This is a genomic window from Paludisphaera soli, from assembly GCF_011064595.1.
Classification (GTDB): domain Bacteria; phylum Planctomycetota; class Planctomycetia; order Isosphaerales; family Isosphaeraceae; genus Paludisphaera; species Paludisphaera soli.
On sequence record NZ_JAALJI010000012.1, the window covers coordinates 153,424 to 175,207 of the forward strand.

Here is a 21,784-nt window from a genome sequence, read left to right on the forward strand (position 1 = left end):
GGCGCCGTTCATCCCGTGGAGCGGGGTCGGGGCCGGGGGAGAGAGGAGGGTCCCGGTCGACGCCAGAATGAACTTATGGAGATAGTACTCTGCGACCACCCGAAAAGTCAAGTGGATCGACCGGCCCCTTCCGCGCGGGGGCCCGCCCGAACGGCTCGCGCCCTCACGCATCGACCGCGCGATGCGTGAGGGCCGGCGGCCTCATCCCAGGACCTTCCTCGGCTGGATCCAGAGCCCGTCGGGGCCCGCCTCGCCGAGGGCGAGGAGGCGGCCGTCGGGGGCCAGGAGCGCCACCTGCGAGCCCGGGGCGGCCTGGGCGGCGACCCGGCGGCCGAGCAGGACGTCGGCGACCGCCGCCTCGTCTAGCGCGATCCTCGGGAGGCCGGGGACGGCGTCGAGCGCGGGCCGGAGCAGGTCGGCGAAGGTGTCGCGGTCCAGGTCGTCGGGGGCCGTCGCCTCCTCCTGCGTGAACACGCCGATCCGGGTGCGCACGAGCGTCTCCATCAGGGCCCCGCAGCCGAGCGCCTCGCCCACGTCGCGCGCGATCGAGCGGATGTAGGTGCCGCTCCCGCAGTCGATCTCCACTTCCAGCCGGGGCCAGGCGTAGCCCAGGATCTGGATCCGGCCCACGTGGACCGGCCTCGGGGCCAGCTCCACGGCCTCGCCGGCCCGGGCGAGGTCGTAGGCGCGACGGCCGCCGACCTTCAGGGCCGAGTACTCCGGGGGCTGCTGGAGGATCTCGCCGGTCTGCGAGGCCAGCGCGGCCTCGACCTCGGCGAGGGTCGGGACCGCGGGGTCGGGCGTGGCGGCGACCGTGCCGTCGGCGTCGTGGGTGTCGCTCGTCGCGCCCAGGCGGAACGTCGACCGGTAGGTCTTACCCATCCGCTGGACGTACTCGATCAGGCGGGTGGCCGGGCCGACGCAGACGACCAGCACGCCCGTCGCCATGGGATCGAGCGTGCCGGCGTGGCCCGCCTTGATCTTCCTGGGCAGCAGCCGCCCCACCCGGTTGACGACGTCGCGCGAGGTCACGCCCGGCGGCTTATCGAGGTTCAGGATGCCTTCCCAGTCCGGCTTCGCGCTCACGATTTCGACGCTCACTTGCGGCTTCCTTCGGGATCGAATGCGGGGAGGCCGACCCCTTCGATCGGCTCCCCCGCGCGGAGGCGTCGGGCGGCCTCGGCGAACCGCCGGGACCTGGCCAGACGCTCGGTCGGATCGTAGCGGTAGCCCGCCACGCGCTGATAGTGCAGGCTCGTCCGGTCGCACGCCTGCGCCAGCCGGTCGGCGTCGAGCCCGAACCGGGCGAGGCAGCCGGCCACGTCCGGCGCGGCGATCGCGGCCGACTCCGCGCCGAACGTCCCTCGGACCTTCAGCTCGCGGAGGACGGCGGCGGCGAGGGCGATGTAGCCCCTCAGGTTGGGATGATGCGTGTCCTCGACGACCTGGTCGTCGAGCAGGCCCGTGGGACTCGCCTCCGACAGCTCGCGACGACCGTCGACCAGGATGCAATTCGGGCGCCCTTCGGCGACCGCGCGGTACGCCTCGCGGAACGGCGCGGGGCAGCGGATCGGCAGGCCGTCGAGGTCGAGAGCCCGCAGGAACGCCTCGCGGGCCTCGTCGATCCGCCCACGGTCCCTCAGCCGCCGGCCGATCCGGTAATGGGCCTCGGCGAACCCGGGGTGACGTTCGAGGATCGCCCGATAGGCCGCGTGGGCGCGGTCGGGATCGGACGCCTCGCTCGCGCGGGCGGCCAGGAATTCGTCGGCGACCCGGGCCCGCTCGGCCTCGTCGACCCCGGGCTCGACCGTAGACCGGCCCGGCTCGTAGTCGGCCTCGTTCGCGGGCGGGATGATCAGGATGGGCTGGGCGCCGATCCGTTCGCAGTAGGCGACGATCGCCTCCAGCCGGGCCGAGAAGTCGTCGAGCACCTCGCGGGCCTCGGCCGGGCTGCAGAGGGGAGGGTCGACGACCTGATGCCGGTCCTTGAGCGACGGCGGGGCGTCGAGCCGGTTCTTGCTGATCAGCTCCCGCGTCAGGCGGACGAACGGCGACGCGGCCCCCAGCCGGTGGACGAGGCGGACGACCGACGAGGCGTCCAGGCCCGGCTCGTAGGCCCGATCCTCCTCGTACCTCGCGACGAACTCGTTGTGCCCCGAGTAGACGATCACCGCGTCGGGCCGGCGCGTGATCCTTGCGAGCTTATGGTGCTGCTGCTCCAGCGATTCGCCCAGCCAGGCCAGCGTCTCGACCTCGAAGCGACGCCCCGGGACCGCCTCGCCGAGCTTCCAGGCGATCATCGCCCCGACCGAGACCCAGGGCCGATACGGCTCCCCCAGCGCGCTCGAGCCGCCGAGCACGACGATGCGATACGTCGCGGGGTCCTCCGCGGGGAACGTCGCGGGGAGGTCCGGGAACCGATGGATCCGGGAGCGGACCGCCGCCGCGCCCAGCTCCAGCGAGCCGAGCGCCAGCAGGCACGAGACGCCGAGCAGGAACAGCCGCCCATTCGCCCCCGCCGGCCGGCGAAGGCGGCGGGCGCGCAGGCCGAGCCAGGCGAACGACGGCGTCCCGACCAGGCCGACGAGGATCAGGACCGCGTGGAACAGCACGGCCGTTTCGAGCAAGCCCTCGGTCAGCGCCCGGCGGACGGGGCGCGACAGGAGCGGCAGCCATCCCGGCAGCGAGACGATCGTCGTGACCGCGACCGCCGCCGGCGCCGCCAGCGCGAGCCGCAGCAGCCAGCGCCGGGCGGCCTGGCGGCGCGACGGCGGACGGTCCACTTCGGGGATTCGGCTCGCGGGTCGGGGGTTCAACGTGGGTCGCCGGGGGGAGGGGGCGGGAGGTCTCGGAATTCCTGCAAGGCCGTCAGCATGGTCGGCATCGACGCCGGGTCCTGCGCGAGAAAGCCGCTGAAGGCTTCAAGCGTCTTGCCCGCCAGCTCGCGGTAGCGGGCCTCGCCCGTCGCGCGGTCGAGGGCCAGGAGGGCCCTCGCGGCGACGGCGTTGGCGGCGGGCAGGGCGTCGTCGAACGGGTCCTTGGAGCGGGCGAGGAGCGTCTCGTGGTCATCGGCTGTGAAGAAGAAGCCACCGTCCCGCTCGTCGGCGAAGTCGGCGATCATCCGGTCGGCGAGCGTGCGGGCCTGCTCCAGCCGGCGCGGGTCGCGACCGGCCTCGTGCAGCCTGAGCAGGCCGTGGACGAGGAACGCGTAGTCCTCCAGGTACCCCGGCAGGTGGGCGGCCCCGGCGCGGTAGGACCGCAAGAGCCGGCCCGAGGGGTCGCGGAGCTTCTCCAGCACGAAGTCGGCGGCCTTCTCGGCGGCGCGGAGGTACGCCTCGTCCTTCAGCACGCGGTATCCCTCGGCGTAGGCGGCGATCATGAGGCCGTTCCAGGCGGCGAGGACCTTGTCGTCGCACGGCGGGGCGGGCCGGCGCTCGCGAGCGGCCAGGAGCCGCGCGCGGGGGCCTTCCAGCTTCCGAGCCAGGTCCTCGACGCTCATCCCCATCGCCTCGGCCTGCTCGGCGCGGGGGCGGGGCTCGGTCAGGACGTAGCGGCCCCCCTCGAGATTCGGCTCGCGCTTCAGGCCGACGACCTGGAGGAAGGCGTCGGCGTCCGGGTCGTCGCCCAGGATCTTGCGGGCCTCCGCGCGGGTCCAGATGTAATAGGCCCCCTCGCCGGCCTCGGTCTCGGCGTCGATCGACGAGGCGAAGGCCCCTTCGGGGGTGGTCAGCGAGCGGGCGACGAAGGCGAACGTCGACTCCGCTTCGGCCTTCCAGCGGGGGTCGCCCGTCAGCTCGAAGGCGCGGAGGTGGACGGCGGCCAGCTGGGCGTTGTCGTAGAGCATCTTCTCGAAGTGGGGCGAGCCCCAGAAGCGGTCGGTGGCGTAGCGATGGTAGCCGCCGCCGAGCTGATCCCGGATGCCGCCCCGGGCCATCTGGTCGAGCGTCGTTAGGGCCATGGCCAGCGGGTCGTCGCGGCCGGGGCGCTCGGCGGGCGCTCGGGCGTGCCGGTCGAGCAGGAAGGCGAGGTTCGCGGGCTCGGGGAACTTGGGCCGGCGGGGGTTCTCGCGGTTGTAGCCGAAGCCGCCGTACTCGGGGTCGAACCGCTCGGCGAGCCCGGCCAGGCCCTCGGCGGCCAGGGTCGTCGGCAACGGGGCGCGTCGCCCCGGGCGGCCGTCCCCCAGCTTGCGACGGACGATCTCGGTCAGGCCGGCGGCGGCCCGCTCCATCTCCGGCCGCTCGTCCCGCCACGACTTGAGGATGCCCGCGAGCACCACGTCGAAGCCGGTGAAGCCCGCCTTCCCCCGCGCGGGGTAGTAGGTGCCGCCGTAGAAGGGCCGGCCGTCGGGCAGGAGGAACATGGACATCGGCCAGCCGCCGGAGCTGAACGCCTGGAGCGCGGCCATGTACACCTCGTCCACGTCCGGGCGTTCCTCGCGGTCCACCTTGATGCAGACGAAGCCCGCGTTGAGCGCTCGCGCGATCTCGGGGTCGCGGAAGCACTCGCGCTGCATGACGTGGCACCAGTAGCAGGCGCGGTAGCCGATGGACAGGAAGATCGGCCGGTCCTCGGCCTTCGCCCTGGCGAACGCCTCCGGCCCCCAGGGGAGCCAGTCGACCGGGTCGTCGGCGTGCAGGAGCAGGTAGGGGCTGGTCTCGCGGCCGAGCCGGTTCCCCCCGGCCGGCGCGGCCTCTTGCCCGGGGGCGGCCGGCGGGGCCAGGCCCGAGGCCAGGGCGAGCAGGAGCCACGCGGCGGGCGTGCGGACGGACCTCGATCGCGGCATCACGAAACCTCAGCCCTGGCGGCGCCCCCCTCGCGACGAGTCGCGGCGCGACGGGCGGACGAGCCGACCCGATTGTACGCGGAACCGCACGGCGGTCCAACCCGCCCGGCCTCGCCGCGCCCGGCTCACTTCGCCGTCGGCTCCGCGGCGCCGGCCGTCCGGCGCCCCTCGGTGACCTTGACGTTCGCCATGCCCTGCAGCTCTTTCGGGAGGTCGTCGTGCTTGGCGTCCACCGTGCACACGCCGATCGGGTCGTCGGCCGTCACGGCCTTCACCTTGATGCCGAGCGTCACCTTCTTGTTCGCGCCGATGCGCTCGATCTTCGGGAAGGCGACCTCGGTGCCGTTCTTGTTCCCCTTGCTCTCCCCCTCGGGCCCGCCGGACGTCTCGAAGATCTGGAGGTTGGGCGAGACCTTGGCGTGGACGACGACGTTGGTCGCGTCCTTGGTGCCGTAGTTCTGCAGCGTGATGAGGAACATCGTCTCGCTCCCGACGTCGACGACCCGCTTGACCTCGCGGACGATCAGGTCCAGGTCCGCCATGCCCTGGACGTCGGTCGACCGCTTCTCGCGGACGTCGGCGACGTTCTCGGCGCGGGCCTCGGCGGTGACCTCGTAGAAGCCGACGTCGCCCATGCGGACGTCGAAGGCCAGCGAGCGGGCCTTCTCGCCAGGGGCGATCTCGGGGATCGACCAGCTCAGTCGATGGGTCTTGCCGTCCCAGGTCGCGTCGGGGGGGACCTTGACCAGCCGGCCGCCGACTCCGAGCGAGACCACGACCTGGACCTTGCGGGCCGGGGCTGTGCCGGGGTTCTCGATGGTCAGCTCGTACGGGGCGATCGTGTCGGTGTATCGCTTCTCGGGCGCCGCGAGCTGCATCTTGAGCTGGGGCTCGACCACCTCGACGAACCGCTCGACCTCGCCGTCGGCCGGGTCGAAGATCACGTCGGGACTGGTGGCCTTCACGGTGCAGGTCTGCCGGCCCCCCTGCTTGGTGTCGACCACGAAGGGGGGGAGGTCCCGGCGCTCGAAGGGGCCGAGGCTGTCGAGCGGGATGTCGAAGCTGTTCTGTTCGTTGCGCTCGCCGCTCTCGTGGGCGAGGCCGGGGCTGAGCTTCGCCAGGACCACGACGTTCCGCGCCGGGCCGTCCCCGGTGTTGGTGACCGAGATCCGGAACTCGGCCTTCTGCCCCTTCAGCACCTTGGGGATGCTCGGGGTCTGGACGACCTCGACCTTGATCTTGGGCTGGAGGACGCGGGTCCGGGCCTTGCTGCCGGCGAGGAACGAGACGGTGGCGCCCTGGTCCATGGGCGTGACCTGCGTGGGCGTCACCTTCATCTGGATCACCCGGCTGGTGCTGGCGGGGAGCGTCCCGAGCTTCCAGACGAGGGGCCCCCCCTGCTCCGCGTTCTCGGGCATCGGCGCGCTGGAGACGAAGGTCAGGCCGGGCGGCAGCTCGTCGCGGACGACGACGCCGTACGCGTCGGCCGAGCCGGCGTTCGCGACCACGAGCTTGACCGTCGCCTCCTTGTTGACGTTCATCACCGGCGGGGCCTGGACCTCCACGCTGACGAGGACCTCGTGCTTGCCCAGGGCGAGCCGGTCGGGCTGCAGCAGGAATCCGCCGTCTCCCGACGGCGGGGCCGAGGCCGGTCCGGGGGCGGGGGCGGGCGCCTGCACGCGCTCCACCTCGTCGTCCCGGGGTGCGGCCTCCGCCGGTCGGGAGGGCTTGAAGCCGGGGATCGCGAGGCCCCCAAGGGCCTTCGACGGCGCCGGGGCCGGCTCGTCGTCCACGGGCGGGAAGTCCGCCGGCTCCTCGGGGGCAGGGATCGCATCCGCGGGCGGGAGGAGCGCGCCGGGCTGCTCGATCGGCGCCGGGGCCGGTGCGGCCTGTTGCAGGCCGAGGACGCGCGCGGGACCGCAGGCGATCAGAAGCGCCGCGCCGATCAGGAAGAAGAGTCGCCGGCCCATGGGTAATCATCCCCTCCTTGGGACGCCCGTTCGTCGACGCCGCGCGCGTCGCGACGGGTACGAGAGCGATCGGGAACGGCCGCCGAAGCGTGCGCGCGTCGCCGCGCGTCCGGGACCTCGGCCGATCCACCGCCGGTTAGATAGCAGAAGAGCCCCCGCCCCGGAAGGTCAATCCGGGGGATTCGGGTCGTCCGCGACGGCCTCGATCCGATCGGCCAGCCGCCGGGCGACGGCCCCGGCCGGCTCGCCGGGCTCGACCGCCAGCGGGACCACTTCCGAGAGCCCCCGAAACCACGTCCCCTGCCGCTTGGCGAACTGGCGGGTCCGGGCCCGGATCAGCTCGATCGTCCGGTCGAGGTCCGGCCCCCCCGGCCCCAGATGGGCGATCGTCTCGCTGTACCCGACCCCCTGGGCGGCCACCCCGCTCAAAGGCCGCTCGGCCGATTGCAGGCGACGGACCTCCTCGACCAGGCCGGCCTCGAACATCGCCGAGACCCGGCGGTTGATGCGGTCGTGGAGCACAGGGCGGGGAAGCTCCAGGGCGAACACCCTGACGCCCGCCGCCGGCCGCTCGTGCTGCTTCTGCAAGCTGCTGAAGGGGGTTCCCGTCAGCTCGATCACCTCGAGCGCCCGGACGACGCGGCGTCGGTCGTTGGGGTGCAGCCGCGCGGCCGTCGCCGGGTCGAACGCCGCCAGCCGGGCGTGGAGCGCGGCGTCGCCCAGCGATTCGGCCTCGGCTTCCAGCCGGCCTCGGACGGCCGGGTCGGCCCCCGGGCCGTCGAACAGGCCGCGGAGCATCGCCTTGAGGTAGAGAGCCGTCCCACCGACGAAGAGGGCGAGGCGGCCTCGCGATTCCACGTCCCGGATCGCCGCGACGGCCCACTCTCGGTATTGCGCGACGCTCGCCGACTCCCAGGGGTCCAGCACGTCGATCAGGTGATGCGGCACGCCCCCCCGCTCTTCCTCGGTCGGCTTGGCCGTGCCGACGTCCATGCCTCGGTAGAGCGTCATCGAGTCGAGGGCGAGGATCTCGGCGTCGAGCAGCCGCGCCAGCTCGACGGCGACCGCCGACTTGCCCGAGGCCGTCGGCCCGGTCAGGTAGATCGCGCGATGCTCGGGGGCCGGGGTGGTCTCCACGCTCATCGCCGGGCCTCGCGCGCGGCCTCCTGCAAGGCCTCGTAGGGGAAGACCCAGATCAGCGGCACGCCCAGTTTCGAGACCGTATAGGCCGGCTTCCCGCGACTCGCCAGGACGTGGTCCCAGGAGTTCCAGGCGCCGGGGCGGTTCTGGAGGACGTACCACTGCGGGACGCCGCGATCGACCGGCGCGATCCGCGCGGGGAGCGAGCCGACCTGCCGCAGGTAGAGCCACGAGGTCGGGAACGTGGAGAACTGGATCGTCCGCCCGGGCGCGGTCTCGGCGCGGAGCCAGGCCAGGGCGTCGGCGTCGAGGGCGTCCCAGTAGTAGGTCGGCTCCATGCCCAGCCTCGCCGCGCCGGGAGGGCCGCCGACGATCGGGCTGAAGTACGCCAGCGGGACGGGCATCAGCAGCGCGACGCTCGCCACCCCCTCGACCAGGCTCGCCGAAGCGACCCAGCGCGAGGCCTTCCCAAACCAGTCGCGGACCTGCGCGACCCCCGGCCCCGCCAGCAGCGCCAGCACGCCGAACGCGGGCAGGAACAGGCGGACGCCGTCGTGCCCCGGGGTGTTGGGCATCGCGCGGAGCGCCAGCAGGAACAGCCAGTGCCCCAGGATCAGCAGGACGACCGGTTCGGCCTTCCATCGCGCGACCGCCCGATAGGCGCCGGCCGACGCCAGCAGCAGGAAGCCGACGGGCGTCGCCAGCAACGTCCAGGCGATCGTGTTGTACCAGGGGAGCGATTCGACGGGCGTTTGATAGACCCGGCCCAGGAACATCACGGGGATCGGGATCGTCTTTCCGCGCGTCAGGTTCGAGCGGAAGAACCGCGAGAGCCCCGCGACCGGCTCCGTCCACCACGGAGGATTGAGCAGGAGCAGCACGGAGAAGCCCAGGATCAGGCCGACGGCCAGCACCTCGAAGGGGCGTCGGCGGCGCTGGAGGATCGCCCAGGCGAGGAACGGCAGCGGCAGGAACCAACCCGTGAGCTTGTCGGCCATCGCGCAGCCGAGCACGACCCCGAACGCCATCGCCGGCAACCACGGTAGGCGCCGGGGCTTCGCCGCTTCCTCGCCGCTCTCGACCGCCGCGACGAAGGCGAAGATCGCCAGCAGCCAGAGCGCGCTCAGCGGGCCGTCGTAGGCCGCATAGTGGCCGTGGCCGAAGAGGTTGGGCTGGAAGACCCAGGCCCCGGCCGAGGCGGCCGCCGCCCACCACCCCCAGCGCCGCGAGACGAAATGAAACAGGACCCCCGAGGCCAGGCTGAACAGGAGGATCGGCCCGAGCCGGGCACGCGAGAGGTCCGGCAGCCCCGGCGTCAGAACGTCGCCGACCAGCCCGAGCAGGGCATAGAAGGGCGGGTGGCCGTGCGGCTCCTCGCGGGCGAAGGGCCAGAAGTAGGCGAGGACCTGCGCGTCGAACAGGAGCTTGCCGCGGGTGTCGACCTGATCGGACCTCGGGGGCGGGGCCCCGACCTGCTGGACCAGCTCCTGGGCCGGGGGCGTCCAGGTCGCTGCGAAGGCCGCGGGGTCACGCAGGGCCCGGAACCAGGTCCGCAGGCGGGCCTCGCGGCCCAGCGTGTAGCCCTCGTCCCAGACGATCGCCAGGCGGGGCTCGGTCGCCACCATGACGGCCAGCGTCGCCAGGCCGACGAGCGTGGCGGCGACGAGCCGCCGGCGCGACGAGCGAGGGTCCGGGGAAAGCGAAAGCCCGCCCGCCTCGACGGCGAGCGTCGGGGCGACCGGGCTGTTCTTCGTCGATTCAGGGCCGCTCAAAGGACGCCGCTCCCCTCCGGGTCGGATCGGGACGGGTCAGACGGGCGCGAGCGCCAGGGCGTCGACCGGCTCCAGGCTCCGCTCGATCGGCCGATGCGAGCGAATCAGGGCGACTTCCGTGCAGTTCGGGAAGAGCGGGCAGCGCACGCACTCGTTCCAGATCTTGTGCGGCAGGTCCGCCTTGTCCATCTGACCGTAGCCGCAACGCTCGAAGAAGCCGACGGCGTAGGTCAACGCGAAGACGGAGTTGATCTCCAGCTCGCGGGCCTGATCCCAGCAGGCGTCGACCAGCAAGCGGCCGACGCCGGCCCCCTGGGCCTCCTCGGCCACGGCGAGGCATTTCAACTCGGCCAGGTCCTCCCAGAACACATGCAACGCCACGCAGCCCACGACCCTGCCGTCCCCGTCGATCGCGACCAGGAACTCACGGATCGACTCGTACAGCTCGCCTAAAGACCTGCGGATCATGACCTTGCGGTCCGCGAACTTGCGAATCAACTCGTAGATGGCGGGGACGTCGCCGACGCGTGCGGGGCGGATGTTCAATCGAGGAACCTCCCTTATCGGCTTGCGAGCCGTGTCTTGGGGATGCGTGCCGGGTCGATTCGGGCCGGAACGATTATTGTAGGGCGCTCATCTCCGGAATCAAGCGGCCTTCCGCCGAGATCCTCCGGGTGGGGCCCAGAGGATCAGCGCCGGACGGGGGCCGTCGCGGCTTCGACCGGGGCCGATTCGGCGGGCTTGGCGGAGTCCGTGACGGCGACGGCCTTCTCGGCCTCGCGGGCCGGCAGGATGCTCTTGGCGTAATACTGGACCATGGTCCGATAGTCGGGCCCGTGGTTGGCCTCGACGAGCCCGAAGCTCGACGCGACCTCCTCGGTCGCCTGCTCCAGGGTCCAGCCGCAGTACTTCATCCGGTAGGCCATCTGCACCATCGAGACCCGGTTCAGGCCGTGGTGGCAGTGGAAGTAGATTGGGTGGTTCGCCGGGTCGTTGACCACCGCGGCGGCCTCGTCGAGCAGCTCGAAGATGGACTTAGGGTCCTCCTGGCCGCGCTGGTCGATGATCGGGACGTGCACCCAGCGGATCCCCAACTCGTTCGCGAGGTTCCGCTCCTTGGTGGCGATGGCGCTGTCATAGGGGTGGGCGAGGGCCAGGATCGTCTTGAGCTTGCAGTCGCGGGCGATGCGGCGCATCGGCCATTCCTTCTGCCAGGCCCCGCGGTAGACCTTGCCCGGCTCGAGTTCGGCGAACTGCTGAGCGAAGACGTAGTCGGAGCCGTGCCGCCAGGTCTGGTGCACCGCCAGGACGGCCAGGCCGACCGCCAGCGCGATACGCAGCCATTTACGACGATTGGACATCGGGCGAAATCTCCCTGTCAGCCGGCCGACGGACCGCTCGTCCGCCATCACGAACATCCCCTTCCCTGGGGCGGCGCCCCCGAGGACGTCGATCGGACGAGGGCGGCGGATCCTAGCAAGACCCGCCGGAAGCCACAAGTCGGGCCTCGGCCTCCCTCCAGCATCGGCCCCCCCGGACGCCGGGTTGAAGAAATCCGCCGCCCGAACGAGTGGCGACGGTTTTTCGCGTCGTCAAAATCCCGCCCCTTGGTATTCTCGGGGCCGAGCCCTAGGATTGGGCGTCTCGTCGGCGAGGAGGCCGGAGGACCGATCGATCATGGTGAATCAGACGATGCGGAAGGCGGTCCGGTTCGACGCGCCGACGCTCGCGGAGCAGACCTTGCTGGCCCGATCCGAGCGTCATTACGGCCCCGTCTCGAAGGTCGTCGGCCTTTACCAGTCGGTGATGCGGCGCACGCTCGAACACTTCTTCCCCGACTCGGTCCTGGAGATCCAGGGGGACCGCAGCATCATCGACTGGGACGTCGTGATGCAGGAGACCCCTTATAAGCTCAGCGACGACACCGACCGCCTGGCGATCGACATCGAATGGCGCGGCACGCGGCTGACGTTCCAGCCGGGGAGCCCGGTCCCCCTGTTCCCGTCCGAGCGGCGGATGATCGACGTCATCGTCCACGCCCTCGACCATCGCTTCCGATCGCTCTTCGACCAGGACGTCAACGACCGGGTCGAACGCTTCAACTACCTGACGGAAGACCTCATCATCGCCGACTTCCTGGCGACCGAGGGCCCGTTCCGCATCCCCGCGGCGCTGGAGGCCCTCCGCGTCGCCGCGCTCTCGACCTACGAGAACAAGCGGGTCACCACCGGCGCCCTGCTCCTCGGCACTCCCAACGACCCGACGACCCCCGGCCGCGAGAACCTCCAGGGAGCCCCCCAGTTCAACGCCCGGCTCACCGCCATCAAGGGCTTCCACCGCCTCTGCGACGGCCTGCGAACCGTCTTCGTCGTCGACCCTCAAGGGGAGCTTGTCCGGATCGCCGACATCGACCAGTGGGCCGAGCGCACCCAGGCCCGCCACACCCAGGCCCACCTCTGCCCCCGCCCCTACCAGAGCCACGCCCGGGCGACGATCTCGGACGGGCACGTCTGCGTGGCCCTGACCCCCTCGCAGGAGATCAAGGTCTTCTCCCGGGGCGAGATGACCTTCAGCTTCAGCGACGGCCGCTGGCGGCTGCTCGACATCGCCAGCAAGTTCGCCGTCTGGCGCGAGGCCGTCCAGCGCTCCAGCGACGACGACCTCGCCCGCCGCCTCTTCCAGGCCGCCATCAACCTCAGCGAATCCCGCGTCGGCGCGCTCCTGGTCGTCGCCCGCGACCCGGAGAAATCCATCCCCCAGCTCATCGCCCCGGTCGACCGGATGAACGAGGAGATCGCCGTCGACGACCCCCAGGACCCCGAGAACCTCTCGCCCCGGCTGGCCAAGCGGGCGCTCCACCACGCGGTGCGCGGTATGACCGTCAGCCAGCTCGAACCGACCGTCCTGGAGGCCATCGCCAGCCTCGACGGGGCCGTCGTCACCGACCCCGACGGCGGGCTCGTGACCTTCGGCGCGATCCTCCGGATCAACCCCGAGGTCCTGGACCTCGGCCGCTCCGTCCAGGGCGCCCGCACCCTGGCGGCCCTCGCCGCCTCCCAGTTCGGCCCGGTCCTCAAGGTCAGCGAGGACGGCTACGTCACCATGTTCCTGAAAGGCCGACGGGTCTGGGAATTCTGAACCGACCCGGCCCCCATCACGTCGCCGGCGGCGCCGGCAAGAGCCCCCGCGCCCAGGCCTCGTCTTCCGCCGACAGCGGCGGCTCGGGAAGGCCGTGGTAGAGGAAGTAGGCGTAGCCCGCCTCGTCGTACACCTGATTCAAGGCCTCCTGCAGATCGACCCGGGCGTCGGCGTCGGGCGCACGCAAGGGGATCGGGATGATCGGCAAGCGGTCGCGCAACCCGATCGGCCAGAAGCCGACGCCGGGACGTCGCTCCGCTCGACTGACGAGCACCGAATACGCACAGGGCGGCCGGTCGGTCGGCGGCATCGGGGGATGGCCTCGAAGCAGGTCGATTTCGACAAGATTCGCCGCACTCCCGAGGATCTCCCGCCGCTTCTGCAAATAGCCCCCGCGGTTGTTGCCACGCCGCTTGTTCGCAGGGCTCAGCAGTTCGACGACGGCGATCAACTCGCGATCTTGACGATCCAGGATCTTCAGGAACGGCAGGCGGACGATTTCCTCGGCCGGAATCTCCAGACGTGTCGGAGCTTCCAGTTCCGCGAGAGCCGCGCCCCCTCGCGCCGGCCCCTCGTCGAGGCGGGTCGCCGCCAGATCGGGCCGGATGGAGCGGACGGGCCGCCCGGGCTCCTCGTGGACGTAGACGTTCTCCTCCATGAGAACCATGTACTTCGGGAGGACCTGGCTTGCGATCCGATGCCGAAGCGCGGGGATGAAGGCCGAGTGGAAGTCCGGCCAGATGTCGTCCTGCTCGATCCAGGGATTCATGCCGGGGAATGGCGAAGGCATGGGGGACCTCCCAAGGGCGATCGTCCGTCAAGCCATCGATAAGCCTACCAGGAATTCGCCCATCGCGCCGACCTCACCCGCCCCCGGGGAGATACGCGCCGCACGACTCGCGGACGACCAGGCGGGGGGCGAGCGTAACGGTCCTGGGGGGGAGCGTCGGGTCGGCGATCCGTTCGAGCATGGTGCGGAAGGCGACGGCCGCGATGTCGCGGCAGGGCTGGTGGACGGTCGTCAGCGGGACGGAGAGGATCGTGGCGTAGCGGACGTCGTCGAAGCCCACCAGCCGGACGTCGTCGGGCACCCGCCGGTCGCACTTCGCCAGCGAACGCATCAGGACGGCCGCCATCCGGTCGTTGGCGCAGAGGATCGCCTCGACGGGCCCCGTCAGGAACGCTTCGCGAACCTCGGCCGGGTCTTCGAACTCCCCTTCGCGCGCGAAGTCCGGCGGCGGGGCGACGCCCCGCGCCCGCATCGCCTCGCGCGCGCCGGCGACCCGCGCGGCGACGGTCGCGGCCGAGCCCGGCCGGCGGGCGAAGGCCAGGCGGCGGCATCCCAGCTTGAGCAGGTGGTCGGCCGCGAGGAAGCCGGCCGCGAAGTTGTCGAGCCCCACCAGGTCCAGCCCCTCGCGCATCGGGAACGGCGCCAGGTCGCGGTCGATCAGCACGACCGCGACCCCCTCCCGACGCAGCCGCTCGACCAGGTCGCGATTGGCCGGCCCGACCCCCGCCTCGTGCTCGAACGGGGCGAAGAAGACCCCGGCCGCCCGGCTTCGGACGAACTGGTCGCAAAGCTCCTCGGCGTCGCGGACGCTCAGGTCCTCGCCCGCGGCCCGGCGCCCGGCGCCCCAGACCAGGCCGTAGCCCCGCCCCCTCGCCAGCGCGGCCAGCTCGCCGCCGAGCGCCTCGAAGATCTCGGTCGTACCCAGCCCCGGGACCAGGAACCCCAGCTGCCGCGAGGCCGTAGCTTCATCCGCCCGGGGCTTCACGAAGCTCCCCGAGCCGACCCGGCGCTCGACCAGGCCCTGCTCCTGGAGGTCGCGCAGGGCCCGCGCGGCCGTCGGCCGCGAGACGCCGAACCGCTCCACCAGCTGCGCCTCGCTGGGGAGCCGGCCGGTCGGGGCGAACTCGCCCGCCGCGATCTGGGCCAGCAGGGCCCTCGTGATCCGCTCGTGCTTGACGTCGTGAGTCATGAATACACCTTACAGCTTGTCCGAGCTGTCATGACAGGAATATTACCACTCGACGCCCACTACACCTAGCCGATGACGGACCGTCTCCCTAGACTCCCCTGAGCGGGGCGGGCCGTCCGCCTCGCCGATCGCGATCACCACGGAGGCCTTCGCCCGTGCACGAACCCCACGCGACGCCCGCGACCCCTCGCCTCGACGCCCGGGCCGACAAGCCCGCCCGGCTCGGCTACCTGATCGACATGGACGGGGTGATCTACCGGGGCGGCCGGCTCATCCCGGGTGCCGACCTGTTCATCGCCAAGCTGCTGGAGGCGGACATCCCCTTCCGCTTCCTGACCAACAACAGCCAGCGCACCCGCCGCGACGTGGCGACCCGGCTCCGCCGCATGGGGATCCCCGTCCACGACGAGCACGTCTACACCTGCGCGATGGCGACGGCCCGATTCCTGGCCCGCCAACGCCCCGGCGGCACGGCCTACGTCATCGGCGAGGGGGGCCTGCTCAACGCCCTGCACGAGAACGGCTACGCCGTCGTCGACAAGGACCCCGACTACGTCGTCGTCGGCGAGGGGCGGACGATCAGCTTCGAGATGGTGGAGTCGGCCGTCCGGATGATCCTCGACGGGGCCCGGCTGATCGCCACCAACCCCGACCCCAACTGCCCCACCGAGCAGGGCCTGCGTCCCGGCTGCGGGGCGATCGTCGCCATGATCGAGGCGGCCAGCGGCGCGAGGGCGTTCAGCCCCGGCAAGCCCAGCCCGCTCATGCTCCGGGGCGCCCGCAAGGCGCTCGGGCTCACGACCGATCAGGCCGTGGTCATCGGCGACACGATGGAGACCGACATCCTCGGCGGCGTCCAACTCGGCTTCAAGACGGTCCTCGTCCTGAGCGGGGGGACCCGCCGCGAAGACCTCGCCGACTACGCCTACCAGCCCGACCAGGTCGTCGACTCCATCGCCGACCTCGACCCGACCCGGCTCGCCGCCGAGTTCGGGCCGCCCCCGCTCCCCCTCGCCCCGCCGGCCTCGCCTCGGTCGCCGGCGCGGACCGCCCGCCGCGAGGTCGTCCTCACCTCAGACCTCACCTGAGCCGGCCTGGGCCGGTCGGCTCCACCGAGATGGTTCGAAACGAACTCGGCCGGATGCGAGGCCCTGGGGCTCGCATCCGGCCGAGTGTCGGGTCAGCGATCAAAGATCGCCGTCCGCTCAGTTCTGGCCGGTGGCCTGGGGAGCGGCGTAGGCCTGGGGAGCAGCGTAGGCGGCCTGCGGGGCGGCGTAGACCGCCTCGGGGGCCGAGTAGACGACGTCGCCGTAGACCGGGGCGCAGGTCGCGGCGGCCTTCTTGTGGCAGCCCAGCTTCGGCATCTTGAACTTCGGCATCTTGAAGCAGTGCTTCTTGGGGGCCGGGGCGCAGGTCTCGACGACCGCGACCGGCTCGCAGACCGGGGCCGGTGCCGGGGCGCAGACCGGGGCCGGGGCGGGGGCGCAGGCCGGGGTGCAGGTGGCCTTCTTCTTGTGACAGGCCTGGGCGTCGCCGACGAGGACGAAAGAACCAACCAGAGCGCCGAGAGCCAGGCCCAACAGGTGCCGCTTCATCGTAAAATCTCTCCCAAGGGATCAATCGGGTAGGGTGAATCTCTGAACCGTTGCTCGACCCACCAGGTAGGAAGTCGTCGGTGGTATCGCAGGTGTGTCTGGAACGTAGGTTATATGATGAACCCCAAGATGCCAACCCCCCAGGTTCACTTTCCAGGAAAAGTCCAGCAATCACCCGTCAAACTCGCTAAATCTCATGTATCCAGCAATCGGATCAGTTGATCCATCCTTCCGAATTTCTCCGTCGGTTGAGACGGCATCCGGCGGCGTTAACGCGCCAAGCTTCCGCCAACGCTCTCCTGGCCCTCGAGCTGCACTCGGAGTGTCATCTCGCCGGCCCCAGCCGTCATCCAGGGTCGGATCCCGTCGAGTCGGCGTTCCAGGAGCCTGGGGGCGTCCCAAGGAAGCCTAATCAGGCGGCTTTTGCGTCCGACTGTGGCGAGAATGGGCGGAGGCTCGTCACGGGGCCGTCGAACCGGTACGATGCGCGAGGGTCGACGGCGTCGCTCTGGACCACCGGGTGAACATGAATCAACTCTCCCTGTTCGACTCTCCGGAAGAGCTCCCCCCGCAGGCGGCCTCGCTGGCGCCGAAGCTCCGCACGCTGGCGGCTCGGGAGTTGTTCTTCGGCACCTCGTCGTGGAAATACGAGGGTTGGCTGGGCTCGATCTACAGCCCGGAGCGGTATCAAACCCGCGGCAAGCTCTCGATGAAGAAGTTCGAATCCGAGTGCCTGGCGGAGTACGCGCGGGTCTTCCCGGTCGTCGGCGGCGACTTCAGCTTCTACCAGTTCCCCTCGGCGGGCTACTGGAAGAGCCTGTTCGAGGGGACGCCGGAGGGCCTGCGGTTCGGACTCAAGGTCCCGGAGGAGGTGACGGTCCCGCGCTGGCCGCGACACGCCCGCTACGGGACGCGCGCGGGGAAGCCTAATGAGGCGTTCCTCGACCCCAAGGTCTTCAAGGAGCTGTTCGCCCGGCCGCTCTGGAAGCACCGCGACCGCGTGGCGGTGCTGATGTTCGAGTTCGGGACGATGGCGAAGTCGAGCATGTCCGGCGTGGACGAGTTCCGCGAGCGGCTGGGCGCGTTCCTCGACGCGATGCCGCCGGGCTTCCGCTACGGCGTCGAGATCCGCAACCCGGAGTATCTGGGCGAGCCCTACTTCGAGACGCTCCGCGCCCGCAACGCGGCGCACGTCTTCAACTCCTGGACGCGGATGCCCGAGCTGATCGAGCAGGTCGACATGCCGGGCTCGCGCACGGCGGACTTCACGGTCGTCCGGGCGCTGCTGCGGCACGGCCAGGCATACGAGGACGCCGTCGAGCGCTACAGCCCGTATCGGAGCGTCCAGTCGCCGGTCCCGGCCGTGCGCGAGGCCTTGAGGGCGCTCGCGGAGCGGGCGTGGGAGGCGGCGCAGCCGGCGTTCGTGTTCGTGAACAACCGGCTGGAAGGCAACGCGCCGGGGACCATCGAGGCGGTCGCCGACGCGCTGCTGGATTGAGCGGACGAGACGGATGCGGCGTGATTGCCGCTTACTTCGTCTCGTCGGACGAGATGACCTCGCCGCCGTTGCGGGTCATCAGCTTGTTGAGGACCGGCTTGGCGATCGTCGCGCTGACGGAGCGGATGCTGCCGTCGCAGTTGACGAAGTTGACCAGGCCGGGGTGCTTGCTGGACCAGTAGGTGTAATAGTTCACGCCCCCGGAGACGATCGGCCGGTTGATGGTGCGGTCGTTGTTCGTGCGTACGCAGCAACTGGTGGCGGGGGCCCAGACGCCGTTGGGGGCGATGGTCTCGCCGATCAGGCAGGTGTTCGTCGTGCCGTCGGTGACGTCGGCGATGCCCACGCTGGAGTTCTGGTAGGTCAGGCCGTTGTCGAAGTTCAGGCAGTAGACGTTGGTCGGGTCCTGGGTCGGGCAGTTGCCGGCGGAGTCGGGCAGGATCATGCCGGCCGCCATGTTGCCGCGATAGTCCGAAGGGCCCATCTTCTGCGTCGAGCCGGTCTGGGTCGTCGTCTCGGGCCGCCGGTTCGACGGGCAGACGAAGCCGGTCAGGGTGGTCCGCACGGCCGAGGAGTTGCCGACGTGGTTGGGGGCGAGGTCGAAGTTGATCATATTGAACAGGTTGCCCTGTTCCAGCTTGTTGAACAGGCCGACCATGCCGTTCCACTGGTAGGGCTGGTACGGCGTGTAGATGTTGGCGCAACCCGTCACGTCGCCGCCGATCAAGGTGTTGGGGTTGATCGGGTCGTACTGGGGCGGCGTGCAGTACCAGCCGGCGGGGAAGGCGTTGAACGAGTCGTGATACTCCTGCGCCGCCAGGCCGAGCTGCTTCAGGTTGTTCTGGCACTGCGAGCGGTTCGCCGCCTCGCGCGCCGACTGGACGGCCGGCAGTAGGAGGGCGACCAGCACGCCGATGATGGCGATCACCACCAGCAGCTCGATCAGGGTGAAGGCCGTCCTCTCGTGCCGACTGTCGGGGATGCGGCGCATCGAGATTTCCTCGGAGAAGGGAAGGGCGCATGCCGTCCGGGCCGTCCGTTCAGCCGGACAAGTGTCCTCTCCTCAAGCTACACCATTCCCGATCCCCCCGCCACGCGACCTGGGAGGGAAATGCGGGAATCAGCGGCCGACTGAGTGCATGAAGTCATTGTCGGCGGCGAACCCGAGCGAGTCAAGGCCCCACGCTCGGTCCCGCCGCCAGCGGGAGTCATTCGCGGTCGAGGGCTTCCAGCACGGCGGCACCGACCTCGACGGTCGAGTTCTTGCCCCCCAGGTCGGGTGTCCTGGGCTCGCCCGCCGCCAGCACGGCGGCCACGGCGCGGCGGATGCGGTCGGCCGAGGCCCCGGCCCCGACGTGGTCGAGCATCATGGCGGTCGAGAGGATCGCGGCCAGCGGGTTGGCGATCCCCTTGCCGGCGATGTCCGGCGCCGAGCCGTGCACCGGCTCGAACATGCTGGGAGCGGTCTTGTCCGGGTTCAGGTTCCCCGACGAGGCCAGGCCCATCCCCCCCTGGAGCACGGCGCCCAGGTCGGTGATGATGTCGCCGAACATGTTGGTGGTCACGATCACGTCGAACCACTCGGGGTTCGTCACCATCCGCATGCAGCAGGCGTCGACGTGCATGTAATTCGGCTTCACGTCCGGGTAGTCGGCGGCCACCTCGTCGAACGCGCGCATCCAGAGGTCGTGGGCGAAGGTCAGGACGTTCGTCTTGGCGACCAGCGTGACCTGGCGGACATAACCCTTGGCCCGGTCGGCCTCGGACAGCGCCTTGAACGCGCCCGTCTTGGCGCGGGTGCGGGCGGCCTCGAAAGCGTATCGGATGCAGCGTTCGACGCCGGCGCGGGTGTTGATGGAGGTCTGGATGGCGACCTCTTCGGGAGTCCCCTTGTAGGTGAAGCCGCCGGCGCCCACGTACAGGTCTTCGTTGTTCTCGCGGACGACGACCATGTCGATGTCGTCGGCCCCCTTGTTCTTGATCGGGGTCTGGGCGCCGGGGAAGAGGCGGACGGGTCGGAGGTTGATGTACTGGTGGAAGTCGAACCGGAGCTTGAGCAGGACGCCCTTCTCCAGCACGCCCGGCGGCACGCCGGGGTGGCCGACGGCCCCCAGCAGGATCACGTCGCAGGCGCGGAGGCGGTCTTGCTCGGCCTGGGGGAGGACCTCGCCGGTCTTCAGGTAGCGTTCGCCCCCCAGGTCGAAGTGCTGCAGCTCGTAGGCGATGCCGTCGCGCTTGGCGACCTTCTCCAGGATCCCCAGGCTGACCTCGATGACCTCGGGCCCGACGCCGTCCCCGGGGATCACGCCAATCTTCAACAACGACATCGCCGCTCCAGACGCTTCGGTGGGTCCGAATAGAGGAAGTACACGCGGGCCGGTCGCCCGTCCGGGTTCGATGATAGCTCGCGCCCCGGCGACCGACAAGGAATGCGGCGGCGTTCCCGCGAGCCGAAGCGGAGCTGAAGCTTTGAACGTCCTCCCCCCTGGTGGGGGAGGACGTTCAGCAGCGGCGTTACGCGTCGCTCTCGATCAGGATCAGTCCCCCTTGCGCTCGTCGGCCGGGGCCTTGGCGAGCAGCTCGGGGATCAGGGTTTCGAGCTTGCCGCGGGCCTCAGTGGAGACGAGGACGCCGTCGGGGCCGACCAGGAAGAGCGCCGGGATGCCGGTGATGCCCCACGACTTGGAGAATTCGCTCTCCCAGCCGTTGCCCTGGTAGTACTGGGGCCAGGGGATCTCGTTCTCGGCGACGTAGGCCTTCAGCTTGGTCAGGCCCTTGCCCTCCTCCTCGGGGTAGTCGAGCGAGATGCCGAGGAACTCGACGCCCTGGTCCTTGAACCTGGCGTACAGCTCCTTCATCTTGGGCATCTCGGCGACGCAGGGGCCGCACCAGGTGGCCCAGAAGTCGACGACGACGACCTTCCCCTTCAGGTCGGCCATGCGGATCGACCGTCCGGAGACGGCGTCGGCGAACTCCAGCTCGAACGGCTTGCCGACGGCCTCGCGCAGGCGGCGCGACCCCATGACCCGCTCGGCGCACTTGGGGAACTCCTTCAGGACGCGTTCCTCGAGAGCGAGCCGCAGGGCCTCATCCTTGGTGCGTTCGGCGATCGAGCAAAGGAAGCCCCCGGCGCGAGGGTCGCCTTTCGGGGCGATCGCGGCGAAGGCATCGATGGCCTTGAGCCGGTCCGCTTCCTCGCCGGGGCGGGAGATAACGTGGATCACCTTGACGTAGGCCCCCTCGACCCGCATCTTCTCGTCGCCCGAAAGGGCGACCGCCTCCTCGATCTCCCGATCCAGCTCCTCGGGCTTGTCGTACATGGCCTGCCAGCGCTCGAAGAGGAGCCTGGTCAGGCGGGGATTCTTGGGGTCGACCTGGAGGAGTTCCCGCGTCAGCGCCGAGCGGCGCTCGCGGACCTTGCCCATCTCTTCAATGTAGGCGTCGGTGTAGGGCTTGTCCTCGCGCCGCGATTGGTCGTAGGGCTCCTGCCGGGCGGCGTCGAGGTCCTTCAGGACGGCCTCGGCCGATCGGGGGGCCTCCTGGGCGAAGGCGACGGCGACAGCGGGGGCGGCGAGCGCGACGAGGGCGATCGCCGGGAGCAGCGAGGCGGGTCGGGAGATCACGGGGGCTCCTTCCACGTCCGGGGACGCGGGCCTTGGCGGCAGTTGAAGAGAGGTCATCCCAGGTTAGGGAGGCCGGGCGTCGGCCGTCAACGGCCGCCCCTCCGAGATCCTTCGGACGGGCGAGCGGCCAGGGGCGACACAAACCGGAACGGCGATGGTATCCTAAGTGGGGCGTCGTCGAGCGGACGCGACGTCGGGCCGGCGAGCCCGCGCGGTCCGCCCCATCTCGGCCTCGCCGCATCGACCCATGATCCGTGGTTCCAGACAAAGCCCCCGCCCGATCGCG

General features: G+C 70.7%; 17 protein-coding genes. 3 read left to right on the forward strand and 14 right to left on the reverse strand.

Translation table 11 applies throughout. The features are described 5' to 3' along the window. Window positions 1-201: 201 nt before the first annotated feature. The 8 genes from truB to G6O68_RS16755 all read right to left on the reverse strand — a co-directional run bounded on the left by truB (window position 202) and on the right by G6O68_RS16755 (window position 11,026). On the reverse strand, window positions 202-1,101 hold the full coding sequence (gene truB, locus G6O68_RS16720; protein WP_240911339.1) for a tRNA pseudouridine(55) synthase TruB: 900 nt from the start codon (window positions 1,099-1,101) through the stop codon (window positions 202-204). Then, entirely contained in the window at window positions 1,098-2,783 is a 1,686-nt protein-coding gene (locus G6O68_RS16725; RefSeq protein WP_165249766.1) for a tetratricopeptide repeat protein, read from the reverse strand. Before G6O68_RS16725 ends, truB begins: the two co-directional genes overlap by 4 nt. 29 nt (window positions 2,784-2,812) lie before the next feature. Further along, entirely contained in the window at window positions 2,813-4,783 is a 1,971-nt protein-coding gene (locus tag G6O68_RS16730) for a thioredoxin domain-containing protein (protein ID WP_165249767.1), read from the reverse strand. A gap of 125 nt (window positions 4,784-4,908) precedes the next feature. Then, window positions 4,909-6,753, reverse strand: coding sequence for a DUF11 domain-containing protein (locus tag G6O68_RS16735; RefSeq protein ID WP_165249768.1), 1,845 nt, complete (start codon window positions 6,751-6,753; stop codon window positions 4,909-4,911). Window positions 6,754-6,921: 168 nt separating this feature from the next. Next, window positions 6,922-7,896, reverse strand: a complete 975-nt coding sequence (miaA, locus tag G6O68_RS16740) for a tRNA (adenosine(37)-N6)-dimethylallyltransferase MiaA (RefSeq protein ID WP_165249769.1) — start codon at window positions 7,894-7,896, stop codon at window positions 6,922-6,924. Continuing rightward, window positions 7,893-9,665, reverse strand: a complete 1,773-nt coding sequence (locus G6O68_RS16745) for an ArnT family glycosyltransferase (RefSeq protein WP_165249770.1) — start codon at window positions 9,663-9,665, stop codon at window positions 7,893-7,895. The genes miaA and G6O68_RS16745 overlap by 4 nt, the downstream gene beginning before the upstream one ends. Before the next feature lie 36 nt (window positions 9,666-9,701). Then, window positions 9,702-10,211 (reverse strand): N-acetyltransferase, encoded by a 510-nt coding sequence (locus tag G6O68_RS16750; RefSeq protein ID WP_165249771.1) that lies wholly within the window; start codon window positions 10,209-10,211, stop codon window positions 9,702-9,704. A 143-nt stretch (window positions 10,212-10,354) separates the two neighbouring features. Next, the gene (locus G6O68_RS16755) at window positions 10,355-11,026 is read right to left on the reverse strand and encodes a dual specificity protein phosphatase family protein (RefSeq protein ID WP_165249772.1); all 672 of its coding nucleotides are present in this window, start codon (window positions 11,024-11,026) and stop codon (window positions 10,355-10,357) included. 316 nt (window positions 11,027-11,342) lie between these two features. Here G6O68_RS16755 and G6O68_RS16760 point away from each other — a divergent pair, with 316 nt between their 5' ends. After that, entirely contained in the window at window positions 11,343-12,803 is a 1,461-nt protein-coding gene (locus G6O68_RS16760; protein WP_240911341.1) for a diadenylate cyclase, read from the forward strand. A 16-nt stretch (window positions 12,804-12,819) separates the two neighbouring features. On the opposite strand, the gene G6O68_RS16765 is transcribed toward G6O68_RS16760, so the two are convergent. Next, entirely contained in the window at window positions 12,820-13,593 is a 774-nt protein-coding gene (locus tag G6O68_RS16765) for a DUF4058 family protein (RefSeq protein WP_165249773.1), read from the reverse strand. A 73-nt stretch (window positions 13,594-13,666) separates the two neighbouring features. Beyond that, on the reverse strand, window positions 13,667-14,782 hold the full coding sequence (locus tag G6O68_RS16770; RefSeq protein ID WP_165249774.1) for a GntR family transcriptional regulator: 1,116 nt from the start codon (window positions 14,780-14,782) through the stop codon (window positions 13,667-13,669). A 239-nt stretch (window positions 14,783-15,021) separates the two neighbouring features. Between G6O68_RS16770 and G6O68_RS16775 the strand changes: the two genes are divergently transcribed. After that, entirely contained in the window at window positions 15,022-15,870 is an 849-nt protein-coding gene (locus tag G6O68_RS16775; RefSeq protein ID WP_165249812.1) for an HAD-IIA family hydrolase, read from the forward strand. A gap of 117 nt (window positions 15,871-15,987) precedes the next feature. On the opposite strand, the gene G6O68_RS16780 is transcribed toward G6O68_RS16775, so the two are convergent. Beyond that, window positions 15,988-16,377 (reverse strand): hypothetical protein, encoded by a 390-nt coding sequence (locus G6O68_RS16780; protein ID WP_165249775.1) that lies wholly within the window; start codon window positions 16,375-16,377, stop codon window positions 15,988-15,990. Window positions 16,378-16,903: 526 nt separating this feature from the next. On the opposite strand from G6O68_RS16780, the gene G6O68_RS16785 reads away from it, so the two are divergent. Continuing rightward, complete coding sequence (locus G6O68_RS16785) at window positions 16,904-17,875, forward strand: DUF72 domain-containing protein (RefSeq protein WP_165249776.1); 972 nt, start codon at window positions 16,904-16,906, stop codon at window positions 17,873-17,875. Between the two features lie 31 nt (window positions 17,876-17,906). Here the strand turns inward: G6O68_RS16785 and G6O68_RS16790 are convergent, their stop codons facing one another. The 3 genes from G6O68_RS16790 to G6O68_RS16800 all read right to left on the reverse strand — a co-directional run bounded on the left by G6O68_RS16790 (window position 17,907) and on the right by G6O68_RS16800 (window position 21,498). Then, the gene (locus tag G6O68_RS16790; protein WP_165249777.1) at window positions 17,907-18,866 is read right to left on the reverse strand and encodes a DUF1559 family PulG-like putative transporter; all 960 of its coding nucleotides are present in this window, start codon (window positions 18,864-18,866) and stop codon (window positions 17,907-17,909) included. A 217-nt stretch (window positions 18,867-19,083) separates the two neighbouring features. After that, complete coding sequence (locus tag G6O68_RS16795) at window positions 19,084-20,202, reverse strand: 3-isopropylmalate dehydrogenase (RefSeq protein WP_240911344.1); 1,119 nt, start codon at window positions 20,200-20,202, stop codon at window positions 19,084-19,086. 210 nt (window positions 20,203-20,412) lie between these two features. Then, window positions 20,413-21,498, reverse strand: a complete 1,086-nt coding sequence (locus G6O68_RS16800) for a TlpA family protein disulfide reductase (RefSeq protein ID WP_165249778.1) — start codon at window positions 21,496-21,498, stop codon at window positions 20,413-20,415. Window positions 21,499-21,784: the final 286 nt, after the last annotated feature.

Excerpts from the sequence above, each read along its gene's own strand:
- G6O68_RS16730 (WP_165249767.1), bottom strand. The coding sequence starts at position 4,783 with ATGCCGCGATCGAGGTCCGTCCGCACGCCCGCCGCGTGGCTCCTGCTC.
- G6O68_RS16735 (WP_165249768.1), bottom strand. The coding sequence starts at position 6,753 with ATGGGCCGGCGACTCTTCTTCCTGATCGGCGCGGCGCTTCTGATCGCC.
- miaA (WP_165249769.1), bottom strand. The coding sequence starts at position 7,896 with ATGAGCGTGGAGACCACCCCGGCCCCCGAGCATCGCGCGATCTACCTG.
- G6O68_RS16755 (WP_165249772.1), bottom strand. The coding sequence starts at position 11,026 with ATGTCCAATCGTCGTAAATGGCTGCGTATCGCGCTGGCGGTCGGCCTG.
- G6O68_RS16760 (WP_240911341.1), top strand. The coding sequence starts at position 11,343 with ATGGTGAATCAGACGATGCGGAAGGCGGTCCGGTTCGACGCGCCGACG.
- G6O68_RS16765 (WP_165249773.1), bottom strand. The coding sequence starts at position 13,593 with ATGCCTTCGCCATTCCCCGGCATGAATCCCTGGATCGAGCAGGACGAC.
- G6O68_RS16770 (WP_165249774.1), bottom strand. The coding sequence starts at position 14,782 with ATGACTCACGACGTCAAGCACGAGCGGATCACGAGGGCCCTGCTGGCC.
- G6O68_RS16775 (WP_165249812.1), top strand. The coding sequence starts at position 15,022 with ATGGACGGGGTGATCTACCGGGGCGGCCGGCTCATCCCGGGTGCCGAC.
- G6O68_RS16780 (WP_165249775.1), bottom strand. The coding sequence starts at position 16,377 with ATGAAGCGGCACCTGTTGGGCCTGGCTCTCGGCGCTCTGGTTGGTTCT.
- G6O68_RS16785 (WP_165249776.1), top strand. The coding sequence starts at position 16,904 with ATGAATCAACTCTCCCTGTTCGACTCTCCGGAAGAGCTCCCCCCGCAG.
- G6O68_RS16790 (WP_165249777.1), bottom strand. The coding sequence starts at position 18,866 with ATGCGCCGCATCCCCGACAGTCGGCACGAGAGGACGGCCTTCACCCTG.
- G6O68_RS16795 (WP_240911344.1), bottom strand. The coding sequence starts at position 20,202 with ATGTCGTTGTTGAAGATTGGCGTGATCCCCGGGGACGGCGTCGGGCCC.